Source organism: Streptomyces shaanxiensis, assembly GCF_039537145.1.
Taxonomy (GTDB): domain Bacteria; phylum Actinomycetota; class Actinomycetes; order Streptomycetales; family Streptomycetaceae; genus Streptomyces; species Streptomyces shaanxiensis.
Genome location: NZ_BAAAZY010000006.1, coordinates 97,253 through 108,902 on the forward strand (window position 1 = coordinate 97,253; position 11,650 = coordinate 108,902).

The 11,650-nt window shown below is 70.5% G+C and carries 10 protein-coding genes and 1 pseudogene; 9 read left to right on the top strand and 2 right to left on the bottom strand.

Going from position 1 to position 11,650, the window contains the following annotated elements; all coding sequences use genetic code 11:
- Nucleotides 1-20: 20 nt before the first annotated feature.
- On the bottom strand, nt 21-1,550 hold the full coding sequence (locus ABD932_RS07245) for an aldehyde dehydrogenase (NADP(+)) (protein WP_345009800.1): 1,530 nt from the start codon (nt 1,548-1,550) through the stop codon (nt 21-23).
- Between the two features lie 131 nt (nt 1,551-1,681).
- On the opposite strand from ABD932_RS07245, the gene ABD932_RS07250 reads away from it, so the two are divergent.
- The 6 genes from ABD932_RS07250 (at nt 1,682) to ABD932_RS07275 (ending at nt 7,566) form a co-directional block, all read left to right on the top strand.
- Nucleotides 1,682-2,455 carry an IclR family transcriptional regulator gene (locus ABD932_RS07250; RefSeq protein ID WP_031477319.1) on the top strand — a complete coding sequence of 258 codons (774 nt, stop codon included), beginning with the start codon at nt 1,682-1,684 and terminating at the stop codon, nt 2,453-2,455.
- 40 nt (nt 2,456-2,495) lie between these two features.
- The gene (locus ABD932_RS07255; RefSeq protein WP_345009804.1) at nt 2,496-2,966 is read left to right on the top strand and encodes a GNAT family N-acetyltransferase; all 471 of its coding nucleotides are present in this window, start codon (nt 2,496-2,498) and stop codon (nt 2,964-2,966) included.
- A 110-nt stretch (nt 2,967-3,076) separates the two neighbouring features.
- Nucleotides 3,077-4,084 carry a hypothetical protein gene (locus ABD932_RS07260; RefSeq protein WP_345009806.1) on the top strand — a complete coding sequence of 336 codons (1,008 nt, stop codon included), beginning with the start codon at nt 3,077-3,079 and terminating at the stop codon, nt 4,082-4,084.
- Nucleotides 4,081-5,346 (top strand): sensor histidine kinase, encoded by a 1,266-nt coding sequence (locus ABD932_RS07265; protein WP_345009809.1) that lies wholly within the window; start codon nt 4,081-4,083, stop codon nt 5,344-5,346. The genes ABD932_RS07260 and ABD932_RS07265 overlap by 4 nt, the downstream gene beginning before the upstream one ends.
- 56 nt (nt 5,347-5,402) lie before the next feature.
- Nucleotides 5,403-6,065, top strand: coding sequence for a response regulator transcription factor (locus ABD932_RS07270; protein ID WP_345009811.1), 663 nt, complete (start codon nt 5,403-5,405; stop codon nt 6,063-6,065).
- 55 nt (nt 6,066-6,120) lie between these two features.
- On the top strand, nt 6,121-7,566 hold the full coding sequence (locus ABD932_RS07275) for a peptidoglycan D,D-transpeptidase FtsI family protein (protein WP_345009813.1): 1,446 nt from the start codon (nt 6,121-6,123) through the stop codon (nt 7,564-7,566).
- A gap of 1 nt (nt 7,567) precedes the next feature.
- On the opposite strand, the gene ABD932_RS07280 is transcribed toward ABD932_RS07275, so the two are convergent.
- Complete coding sequence (locus ABD932_RS07280; RefSeq protein WP_345009815.1) at nt 7,568-9,019, bottom strand: NCS2 family permease; 1,452 nt, start codon at nt 9,017-9,019, stop codon at nt 7,568-7,570.
- A gap of 252 nt (nt 9,020-9,271) precedes the next feature.
- Here ABD932_RS07280 and ABD932_RS07285 point away from each other — a divergent pair, with 252 nt between their 5' ends.
- The 3 genes and pseudogenes from ABD932_RS07285 to ABD932_RS07295 all read left to right on the top strand — a co-directional run bounded on the left by ABD932_RS07285 (nt 9,272) and on the right by ABD932_RS07295 (nt 11,459).
- Nucleotides 9,272-9,841: a SigE family RNA polymerase sigma factor gene (locus ABD932_RS07285; protein WP_250083048.1), complete on the top strand. Its 570-nt coding sequence runs from the start codon at nt 9,272-9,274 to the stop codon at nt 9,839-9,841.
- Nucleotides 9,838-10,701: an anti-sigma factor gene (locus ABD932_RS07290; protein WP_345009817.1), complete on the top strand. Its 864-nt coding sequence runs from the start codon at nt 9,838-9,840 to the stop codon at nt 10,699-10,701. Before ABD932_RS07285 ends, ABD932_RS07290 begins: the two co-directional genes overlap by 4 nt.
- 83 nt (nt 10,702-10,784) lie before the next feature.
- Nucleotides 10,785-11,459: pseudogene (locus ABD932_RS07295) on the top strand (pectate lyase).
- Nucleotides 11,460-11,650 lie beyond the last annotated feature (191 nt).

Below are 11,650 nucleotides of genomic sequence, written 5' to 3' on the forward strand. Positions count from 1 at the left end.
GCCATGTGGTCCTAAATCGTTCAGCGTTCGAGGAGACCGTTGAAGCGACGCGGCAGCCCCAGGGGGTTGTCGTCCCGCAGCTCGGGCGGCAGCAGGGCCTCGGGGGCGCCCTGATAGGCGACCGGCCTCATCCAGCGCTCGATCGCCGTCCCGCCGACCGACGTCGACGTGGAGGTCGTCGCCGGGTACGGCCCACCGTGATGCTGAGCCGGCGCCACGGCGACACCCGTGGGCCACCCGTTCACCAGCACACGACCGGCCAGCGGCGTCAGCTCCGCGAGGATCTCCGCGCCCCGGCCCTCACCGGCCGCCTCCTCGGCCGACAGATGAACCGTCGCCGTGAGGTTGCCGGGCAGTCGGGACAGCACGGCCTGCGCCTGCGCGTCGTCGTCGTAGCGGGCCACCACCGTCACCGGGCCGAAGCACTCCTCCAGGAGCAGGTCGTACGCCCCCTCGCTGGTCAGCTTCTCCGCCGCGACCGTGAGGAAGCCCGCGCTCACCGTGTGCTCGCCGCCCGCGCCCGGGGTCACCGGCGAGTCCACGTCGGGGAGTTCGGCGCGCTCGGCGACACCGGCGACGAAGTTGTCCCGCATCCGGTGGTCGAGGAGGACGCCCGCCTCGGTGTCGCTGACGGCGTCCGTGAGCGACTTGATCAGCCGGTCACCGGCCGCACCGCTCGGCGCGAGCACGAGCCCGGGCTTCACACAGAACTGCCCGACGCCCAGCGTCATCGAACCGGCCAGGCCGGTACCGATGGCCTCCGCGCGCTCGGCGGCCGCGGCCTCGGTGATCACCACGGGGTTCAGCGAGCCCAGCTCGCCGTGGAAGGGGATCGGCACCGGCCGCGCGGCCGCCGCGTCGAAGAGGGCCCGGCCTCCCCGGATCGAACCGGTGAAGCCCGCGGCGGCGACCAGCGGGTGCTTGATCAGCTCGACGCCGGCCTCGAAGCCGTGCACGAGCCCCACGACGCCCGCGGGGATGCCGTGCTCGGCGGCGGCCGTACGCAGCACCTTGGCGACCAGCTCGGACAGCGCCGGGTGGTCGGGGTGGGCCTTGACGACGACGGGGCAGCCCGCGCCGAGCGCGCTCGCGGTGTCGCCGCCGGCGACGGAGAAGGCGAAGGGGAAGTTGGACGCCGAGTAGACGGCGACGACACCGAGCGGCACCTTGTAGCGGCGCAGGTCCGGGATCGGCGGGGTGGCGGTGTCGTCGGGGTGGTTGATGACGACGTCCAGGAAGGCGCCCTCGTCGACGATGTCCGCGAACGCCCTCAGCTGGAAGCAGGTGCGGGCGAGCTCGCCGGTGAGGCGGACCGGGCCGAGCGCGGTCTCGGCGTCGGCGGCCTCGACGAGCTGGTCCTTGGCGGCCTGGAGCCGGTCGGCGGCGGTGCGCAGGAAGGCCGAGCGGACCGTGCGGTCGGCGAGCGAACCGCGCGCCTCGTGCGCGGCGCGGACGGCGGTGTCCACCTCCTGGGCTGTGGCCTCCACCGCAACCTGTTCACGCTGCTTCCCGGTTCGGGGGTCGACACTCCAGACTGGTGCTGCTGCCACCGCGGGTCCCTCCACATGTATTGCCGCAGTACGGGGTCATCCACCAGGGTCGTTCGATATACTGAACGCTGTCTCTGATGATGAATATGCTGTCGGAGACTATTTCCGGTCGGACGAAGGGGTCAAGGGCGATGTCGGCTGGCGAGACGGGCGGCGGGGCGCAGGTCAAGTCCGCGGTACGGACGGTTGAGCTGCTCGAATACTTCGCCGGACGCCCCGGTATGCACTCGCTCGCGTCGGTCCAGGAGGCCGTCGGCTACCCCAAGTCCAGCCTCTACATGTTGCTGCGCACCCTCGTCGAGCTGGGCTGGGTGGAGACGGACGCGACGGGCACGCGGTACGGCATCGGCGTACGGGCGCTGCTGGTCGGCACCTCCTACATCGACGGCGACGAGGTGGTCGCGGCGGCCCGCCCGACGCTGGACCGCCTGTCGGACGACACCACGGAGACCATCCACCTGGCCCGTCTGGACGGCACGAACGTCGTCTACCTGGCCACCCGCCAGTCCCAGCACTACCTGCGCCCCTTCACCCGGGTCGGCCGCCGGCTCCCGGCCCACTCGACCTCCCTCGGCAAGGCGCTGCTGAGCACCTACTCGGACGAACAGGTCCGCAAGATGCTCCCGGAGACGCTCCCCGCCCTGACCGAGAACACGATCACCGACCGGGAGAAGCTCATCGAGGAACTCCACCAGGTCCGCGAACAGGGCTTCGCCGTCGACCGCGAGGAGAACACCCTCGGCCTGCGCTGCTTCGGTGTCGCGATCCCGTACCGCACGCCGGCCAGGGACGCCATCAGCTGCTCGGTGCCGGTCGCCCGGCTGACTCCGGCCCACGAGCAGATGGTGAAGGACGCGCTGTTCGACGCGCGCGACAGACTGACGCTGGCCACTCGCCGGCTCTGACTCCCCCATGAGCTCCGGCTCTTTCATAAGCTCTGGCTCCATGGATGTTGAACTCCGCGAGGTTCACGACAGCGATCTGCCCGTCTTCTTCCGGCAGATGAACGACCCGGAGGCCCTGCGTATGGCGGCCTTCACCCCCAAGGACCCGGCCGACCGGGACGCCTTCGACGCGCACTGGAAACGGATCCGGTCCTCGCCGGACGTCCTGCGCACGATCCTTGCCGACGGTGACGTGGTGGGCAGCGCGGCCGTCTACGGGGAGCCGGGCGAGCGGGAGGTGACCTACTGGGTCGACCGCGCGTACTGGGGCCGCGGTGTCGCCACGGCCGCGCTGCGCGGGCTGCTCGCCGAGGTCCCCGAACGCCCGCTGTACGCACGGGCGGCGGCGGACAACGAGGGCTCGCTGCGGGTGCTGGCGAAGTGCGGGTTCCGGGTCACCGCCCGGGCCCGGGGCTTCGCGAACGCGCGGGGCGAGGAGATCGAGGAGTTCGTGCTCCATCTGGAGGGCTGACCGGGGGCCGGCCGGAGGGCTGAGGGCTGAGGGCCTCTCCCCCGTGCGGCGGAGACGGATCGTCACCGGGCAGGAGGTGCCCGACCGGGCCCTCGCGAGAGCGTGGCCGTATGACGCAGACACTCGCTCCCACCCTTGAGGCCGAGCAACAGCGCGCGGTCGGTCCCAGCCGGGCCCGTCGCGCCCTGCGGGCCGTCGCCATCGTCTCCTGCGTGCCCTATCTCTCGCTCAAGATCGCCTGGATCGCGGGGAGTCGGGTGGGGATCCCGGACAACAGCTCCCTGCTGGAGCACCGGGCGAGCGTGGCGGTCGCCAACAGCGTCACCGTGCTCATGGACGCGGCCGTGATCGTGCTCGCGCTGGTGCTGACCCGGCCGTGGGGGCTGCGGGTGCCCGCGTGGCTGCTGGCCCTCCCCGCGTGGGTGGCCACCGGGCTGCTCGCGCCGATCATGGCCGGGTTTCCGCTCCAGCTCGCCGTCGACGCGCTCGGCGGAACGGCCCAGACCCCCGTCGGCAGCGATGAACCGTTCCTGGACGCCTGGGTCTTCGGCGTCGTCTACACCGGGTTCATCGTGCAAGGGCTCACGCTCGGCGCCCTCTTCGTGCTGTACGCCCGCGACCGCTGGGGCCGGCTGTGGGAGGGGCGGGTCTGGGAGCTTCCGGTCGGTGTCATCGGGGCGGCGCAGCGGGCGGTGGCCGTCGCGGCCGCCGTCCTCGCGCTGCTGCCCCTGGCCGCCCACCTGGTGTGGGCGTGCGGCGGCACCGCCGGGCTCGACGAGAGCCACGTCGCCGACCGGAACAGCGGCTTCTACGTCATGGAGGCCCTGTCCGCCGTGTTCCTCGCCCTGGCCGTCACCGGCGGTCTGCTCCTCGCGTTCCGGCGCGGCCGGACCCTGCCCGTGAGGCTGCCGCTCGCTCTCGCCTGGGTCGGCTCGGCGGCCCTGGTCTGCTGGGCGGGCTGGCTGTCGCTGGCCCCGCTCACCGACGTGGGCGGCAGCCCCACGCCGCTGATGAACCTCGCCTACGCTGGCCAGATGATGGTCGGCATCCTCGTCGCCTGCCTCGGCGTCCACTTCCTCGCCGAGCGCTCCGCGAGCCGGAAACGTCGTACGACGTGACGGAACTGACCCGGTTCCTGTTCGGGCGGCGGGCACGCCGGCGCTGGATCCATCTGATCCTCGGCGGCGCGCTCGCCATGCCGTACGTCTTCGTCGGCCAGCTCGTGGTCGGTCCCGCCACCGACTCCCGGTACGTCTTCAACGACCTGCCCCTGCAACTGCTCTCCTTCGCCGTCGGGTTGCCCCTCGCCACGATCACCGCCGTGCTGTTCCCGCTGACCCGGTCCCTGGAGGCGGGTGCGGTGCGGTCGCTGTGCGGGGTGGACCGGGGCCTGCTCGCCTACGGGCCGGCCCGGAGCAGGGCGGCCAAGGGGCGTGCGGCGGCCTGGTTCACGCTGCATCTCGGGTTCGGCGGGATCATCTCCGGGATGTCGCTGGCGGTGCCGCCGTTCGCCGGGTTCCTCGCCGCGCTGCCACTGCTCGTGTGGCTGGGCGGCGACGAGCTGGTCGAGCTGCCCGAAGCCCTCGACCACACCTGGGTACTGGTGCTCGCGCCGGTTGCGGGCGTGGCGACCATGGTGGCGCTCGCCGGTTGCGCGGCCGTCTCCGGTTCGCTGCTCGCCCGCTGGGCGCCCGCGCTGCTGGGCCCCACGCCCGAGGACCGGCTCGCGGCGGCCGAGGCGCGCGCCGCCGACCTCGCCGTGCGCAACCGGCTCGCGCGCGAGCTGCACGACTCCGTGGGCCACGCCCTCAGCGCCGTCACCCTCCAGGCGAGCGCGGCCCGCCGGGTCCTGGACAGCGACCCGGAGTTCGTCCGCGCGGCACTCGCCGCGATCGAGGACACGACCCGGCGCACGGTCGGCGAACTCGACGCCGTCCTGGGCGTGTTGAGAGACGGCGACGCACCCGGTACGGCCCCGGCGCCCACCCTCGCCGCCGATCTCGACGGCCTCCTGCGCCGCACGCGCGCGGGCGGGCTGCGGGTGACGGCCACGCTCGCCGCCGACGCCGAGGCCCTGCCGCCCGTCCTGTCCCGCGAGGCCTACCGGATCGTGCAGGAGGGACTGAGCAACGCCCTCAAGCACGCCGGTGACGGGGTGACCGTGCGGCTGCGGATCGAGGTGGCCGACGGGCACCTGCGCATCACCGTCGAGAATCCGGTCGCCGCCGCCCCCGAGTGCCGCCCCGGCGGCGGCCACGGTCTGCGCGGCATCGCCGACCGGACGCGGCTGCTGGGCGGGACGACCGAGGCCGGCGCCGCACAGGGGGTGTGGCGGCTGCACGTACGCCTGCCCATGAGAGGGCCCGTCGACTGCCCGTGAGAGGGCTCGAAGACTGCCTGTGAGACGGCCCGAAGACTGCCTGTGAAAGGACCCGCATGACGCCCCGCCCGACCGTCCGGATCGTGCTCGCCGACGACGAGCGCATGGTCCGCACGGCCCTGCGCGCCATCCTCTCCGCCGAGCCGGACCTGGAGGTGGTCGGCGAGGCGGCGACCGGCGCAGAGGCCGTGTCCGTGGTGCGGGAGCAGCGGCCCGACGTGGTCCTCATGGACGTCCGCATGCCCGAGATCGACGGCATCCGGGCCACCGAGCAGATCCTCGCCACGCTCACCGACCCGCCCCGGATCGTCGTCGTCACGACCTTCGAGAACGACTCCTACGTGTACGACGCCCTGCGCGCCGGGGCCGCCGGGTTCCTGCTGAAGCGGGCGGAGGCCGACGCGCTCGTCCAGGCCGTACGGCTGGTCTCGCACACCGACACGCTGCTGTTCCCGTCGGCCGTACGCAGCCTCGCGGCCGAGCACGCGCGCACGTGCCCCGCGCCCGCGCCCTGGGTGGCGCGGCTCACCGGCCGCGAGAGCGATGTGCTGCGGCTGATGGCTCAGGGTCTGACCAACGCGGAGATCGCGCGACGGATGGAGGTCGGTCCGGCGACCGTGAAGTCGCACGTGGCGGCGGTCCTGGCGAAGACCGGGACCAGGGACCGCACGCAGGCCGTGATCGCCGCGTACGAGGCGGGCTTCATGAACGCTCGATGAGAAAACGGGGCGCAAGGGAACGATTGCGCCCATCCCGCTCGTCCTCTCGAGTGGGATGAACAAGACGATCAGGCGGGTGTCCGTCTTCACACTGCTGCTGGTGTTCGCTCTGCTGGTCAGGGCGACCTGGGTGCAGTTCTACGAAGGCCAGGCACTCGCGGACGACAAGGACAACCGGCGGAACACGATCGCGCTGTACAGCGAGCCGCTCGGCAACATCGTCGTGGGCGGCGAGGCGGTCACCGGCTCGGCGCGGACGAAGAGCGGCGACCTCGCGTACAAGCGGACGTACACCGACGGCTCGCTGTACGCGGCGGTCACCGGGTACAGCTCGCAGGCCTTCGGTGCCACCCAGCTGGAGGGCGTCTACCAGGATCTGCTCGACGGAACCGACACCCGGCTGAAGAGCGTGCTGGACACGGTCACCAACAAGCGGTCCGACCCCGGCAATGTGATCACGACGATCGACCCGGACGTGCAGAAGGCCGCCTACGACGCGCTCGGCGACAACAAGGGCGCCGCCGTCGCGATCGACCCCGCCACCGGGAAGATCCTGGCGGTCGTCTCCACTCCGTCGTACGACCCGTCGCGGATCACCACGGGCGACTCGGACGCCTGGAAGCAGCTGACCAAGGACGCCGACAAGCCGATGACGAACCGCGCGCTGCGCCAGCCGCTGCCGCCGGGTTCGACGTTCAAGCTGGTCGTCGCGGCAGCCGCGCTGGAGGACGGGCTGTACTCGTCGGTGGACGAGAAGACGGTCAGCCCGGACCCCTACCCGCTGCCCCAGTCGAGCAGCGACCTGACGAACGAGAACCCCTCCGCCCCCTGCGAGAACGCCTCGATCCGGGTGGCCCTGCAGTACTCCTGCAACAACGTCTTCGGGAAGATGGCCGTCGACCTGGGCCAGGACAAGGTCAGGGAAATGGCCGAGAAGTTCGGCTTCAACGACGAGGAGCAGGACGTGCCGGTGCGGGCGTACACCAGCGTGTACCCCTCCGACATGGACAAGGCGCAGACGGCCCTGTCGGGCATCGGCCAGTTCGACGTGACCGCCACCCCGCTGCAGATGGCCATGGTGTCCGCCGCCATAGCCAACGGCGGCAAGCTGGTCTCACCCCACATGGTGTCGAAGATCACCGACAGCGGTGGGGATGTGCTGGAGAACTACGACGACCGCGCCGGGACCGAGGAGATCGTCAGCTCCGACACGGCGGAGCAACTCCAGTCCGCGATGCAGACGGTCGTCGAGGAGGGCACGGGCACGAACGCCCAGATCTCGGGCGCGACCGTGGGCGGCAAGACGGGCACGGCCCAGCACGGCGAGAAGAACAGCAAGACGCCGTACGCCTGGTTCACGTCGTACGGGAAGGCCGACGGCAAGGAGGTCGCCGTGGCGGTGGTCGTGGAGCAGTCGGACGCGGCTCGGTCGGAGGTCAGCGGCAACGGGCTGGCCGCCCCCGTGGCCAAGAAGGTCATGGAGGCGGCACTCAAGGGCTAGCTCACTTGACGCCCAGGATCTGCTCGATCGGGTTGATGGCGAAGTACACCAGGAACAGCACCGAGGTCCCCCACATCAGCCAGTGGATCTCCTTCGCCTTCCCGAGCACCGCCTTGATGACGACGTAGGCGACGAACCCCGCCCCGATGCCGTTGGTTATCGAGTAGGTGAACGGCATGACGGCGATGGTCAGGAACGCCGGGATGGCGATCTCGTACTTGTCCCAGTCGATGTGCTTGACCTGCGTCATCATCAGGAACCCGACGGCGACGAGCGCGGGCGCGGCCGCCTGGAGCGGGACGATGGTGAGCAGCGGCGTCAGGAACAGGGCAAGTCCGAACAGACCGCCGGTGATCAGGTTGGAGAAGCCCGTACGCGCGCCCTCTCCGACGCCCGCCGCCGACTCGATGTAGGAGGTCGCGGAGGAGGAGGACGCCGCACCACCGGCGGCCGCCGCCGCACCGTCGATCAGCAGCACCCGGCCGAGGTTGGGCACCTTGCCCTGCTCGTCGAGGAGACCGGCCTCGGCGCTGATGCCGACGACGGTGCCCATGGTGTCGAAGAAGTCGGACAGGACCAGCGTGAAGATGAGCAGGACGACGGTGATGGCGGTGGTCTCACCGAACGCGCCGAACAGGCTGAAGTCGCCGATGAGGCCGAAGTCCGGGGTGTCGACCACCTTGTTCGGCCACGCGGGCGTGGTCAGACCCCAGGCCTTGATGTCGGCGACCGAGTTGATGATCATCGCGAGGACCGTCATCGTCACGATGCTGATCAGGATCGCGCCCTTGACCTTGCGGGCGAGCAGACCGATCGTCAGCAGAACTCCGAGGCAGAACACGAGGATCGGCCACCCGGAGAGCTGACCGGTGCCGCCCAGCTGAACCGGCACGGTGGTGTTCGCGGCGTCCGGGATCCGGCTGACGAACCCGGCGTCGACAAAGCCGATGAAGGCGATGAACAGGCCGATGCCGACACTGATCGCCTGCTTGAGCGGTTGCGGAATGGCGTGCATGACGGCCTCGCGCAGACCTGTGACCACGAGCACGCAGATCAGCAGGCCTTCGAGGACGACCAGGCCCATCGCGTCGTCCCAGGACATCAGCGGGGCGATCTGGAAGGCGACGACGGCGTTCAGGCCGAGGCCGGCGGCGAGCGCGAGCGGGAGGTTGCCGCCGACGCCCATGATGATCGTCATGACCGCGGCCACCAGGGCGGTGGCGGTGGTGAGTTGGACCGCATCCAACTGGTGGCCGAACTTGTCCTTCGCGCTGCCGAGGATGATGGGGTTCAGGACAAGGATGTAGGCCATCGTGAAGAACGTGGCGAAGCCGCCGCGTATCTCACGGGCGAAGGTGGATCCCCGTTCGGAGATCTTGAAGAACCGGTCGACGCTGTTCACGCCCGGTGGCGTGGCACTTGGCCGGTCGGCCACCTTCTGGGATTCGGACATGGCTCTCGCTCCTTGTTGCCTGACTGATCGTGTGCGGATGCTGGCTGGATTGTTCCCGCGTTGAACGCGTTTCAGGTTTTCCCCGTGTTACGGAATCGGGGCTGCTCACCGTACGGCCTGCCATACGCCGTTCGAAGCCTCGTACGAACCAGGCACGCGATCGCTGCTACGCTTCCGCATCTCGCCGGGATGATCTCCGGACGATCACATGTCATTCACATGACACGCACGTACAGGCAGGAGGGGTTGCCCGTGGGCACGGTCGTCGACGACGCCGCCTCCGTGGAGTTCCACGCCTTCTTCGACCGTCACTATGCCGAACTGTCACGCCTGGCCCATCTGCTGACCGGCGAGGCGGACGCCGCCGACGATCTGGCGGCGGACGCGCTGCTGGCGCTGTGGCACCGCTGGGACCGGGTGCGCGCGGCAGACCATCCGGTGGCGTACGCGCGCGGGGTCGTGGCCAACCTGGCCCGCACCAGGATCCGCAGCGCGGTCCGGGAACGGCGGCGTATCGCGCTGTTCTGGTCGCAGCGCGAGGAGAAGACCGAGAACCCGGACGTGGCGGGCGTCGTCGACGTCCAGGAGGCGTTGCGTAGACTTCCGTTCCGCAAACGCGCCTGTGTGGTGCTGCGGCACGCCTTCGACCTCTCGGAGAAGGACACCGCGCTCGCCCTGGGCGTCTCGGTCGGTACGGTGAAGAGCCAGACCTCGAAGGGGATGGCCGAGCTGCAACGGCTGCTCGGGACCCAGGGGGCTCCGCTCAAGGTGCACGCGGCCGCGATGGCCCGCACCTCGAACGCCGGAGGAAGGAACCGATGATGCGGCGGGACGTGCACGACGAACTGCGCGCCCGGCTGCACGAGGCGGCCGAGACGCACCAGCCCAACCGCGAGCGGATCCTGGCCCGCGTCGAGCGGGGCATGGCGGACCCGTCCGGGCAGACCCGCCGCGACCACCGGGCGACCCTGCCGCCGGTCTACGGCTGGTTCCGGATCGTCACCGCGACGGCCGCGGTGGCCGGCGTCCTCGCGGTCGGCGGTTACGCGGTGGCGTCCGCCGTGAAGGAGGACACCCCGCAGCAGACGGTGGCCACGTCTCCGACGCCCACCCCGTCGCCGGACGCGACGAGCCGCGCCCCGGTCCCGCCCGCTCCGCCGGCCGACCCGACGCCCGAGGACACTCCGGAGGCCGGAGGGACGACGAAGGCGCCGACGCAGCCCACCGCCCCGGCCGAGCCGCCCGCCGCCGAGGGCGAGAAGGACGGCCCGTTGTGGTCGGACGGCTCGGTGGACCCGCACAGCAACGACTTCTGGGCGCAGAGCAACCTGACCCTCAAGACGAGCGAGCAACTCACCGCGCTCACCGTCCGGTTGAAGGTCGCCCAGACCGGCGGGGTCACCTCCACCGGCGCCTGGCGCTCACTGCCCGAGGACGACTTCACGCTCACGGTCGAGGAGAAGGACGGCTTCCTCGTCTACACCTGGGTGCTCAAGGAGGGCCGTACGGTCCGCGCGGGCGAGTGGGTGTTCGCCGGGCAGTACGACCATGAGCGCGGCGGCCGGGACGCCAAGAACGACAGCTATGCGATGACCGGCACAGCGGGCGGTGAACAGCTGTCCGTGGCCGGCGACTTCGCAGGCCACGACGACAACTCCGGTACAGACGAAGGGGATTCGTAAAGAAATCCCGAGCACGCGGCAACCCTTCCTTCACCCGGGGGCGACCAAGAGTCGCAACGATCCCCCAGGCAAGGAATCGGGTAATGACAGCACGAGCCGAACAGCGCGTCAGCCACCGCCGCAAGGTCTCCAAGCGGCGGGCCATGATCGCCGGAGCCTCCGCCCTCGGCCTCACCGGTGCCGCGATCGTCACCACGACGCTCAGTCCACCGCCGGTGCCGCCGCGTCCTGGCCGACTCCCAACGGCAGCAAGCCGGTGTCGACCGCGATCCCGGTGTCGGGCACGTACGACGGCAAGCTGGCGAAGTTCTACGGCACCGGCGACCGAGGACGCCGCGACCTTCAAGGGCAAGTCGTCCTCGGCCGTGTACACGGTGTACGGCGGCGGCGCCAGGAACGCCGACGACAAGGTGCTGCAGTTCAACGGCGCGGGCAAGCTGGTGGTCTCCAAGTTCCAGGTGGAGAACTTCGGCAAGCTGGTGCGCTCCTGCGGCAACTGCTCCACGCAGTACAAGCGCACGATCATCATCAACGACGTGGACGTCACCGCGCCCGGCAAGTCGATCGTCGGCATCAACTCCAACTACGGCGACACGGCCGCCCTGCGCAAGGTCCGCATCCACGGCGACAGCGGCAAGAAGATCAAGACCTGCACCCGCTTCGAGGGCAACAGCAGCGGCAAGGAGCCGAAGGAGCTCGGCACCGGACCGGACGGGACCGCCTGCAGGTTCTCGTCGTCCGACCTCACGTACCAGTGAGCGCGTTCTCGCCCCTGCGGCGCGCACACAACCCTCGACACATTCCCGCACATGGGGCACAACCACGTGTTCACATTGAACGTCACTATTAGTGCACGGCAGACGGACAAGACGAAGTGCGACGTCTCGTCCGACCCCATGGACCTGCTGACCTGAGCCCCCCTCGGTCAGCAGAGCCGGCCGGAGCCCCC

What these genes read in the sequence shown, in the direction of transcription:
- ABD932_RS07255 (WP_345009804.1), top strand. Translation starts at nt 2,496, where the DNA reads ATGGATGTTGAACTCCGCGAGGTTCACGACAGCGATCTGCCCGTCTTC.
- ABD932_RS07250 (WP_031477319.1), top strand. Translation starts at nt 1,682, where the DNA reads ATGTCGGCTGGCGAGACGGGCGGCGGGGCGCAGGTCAAGTCCGCGGTA.
- ABD932_RS07260 (WP_345009806.1), top strand. Translation starts at nt 3,077, where the DNA reads ATGACGCAGACACTCGCTCCCACCCTTGAGGCCGAGCAACAGCGCGCG.
- ABD932_RS07280 (WP_345009815.1), bottom strand. Translation starts at nt 9,019, where the DNA reads ATGTCCGAATCCCAGAAGGTGGCCGACCGGCCAAGTGCCACGCCACCG.
- ABD932_RS07270 (WP_345009811.1), top strand. Translation starts at nt 5,403, where the DNA reads ATGACGCCCCGCCCGACCGTCCGGATCGTGCTCGCCGACGACGAGCGC.
- ABD932_RS07275 (WP_345009813.1), top strand. Translation starts at nt 6,121, where the DNA reads ATGAACAAGACGATCAGGCGGGTGTCCGTCTTCACACTGCTGCTGGTG.
- ABD932_RS07290 (WP_345009817.1), top strand. Translation starts at nt 9,838, where the DNA reads ATGATGCGGCGGGACGTGCACGACGAACTGCGCGCCCGGCTGCACGAG.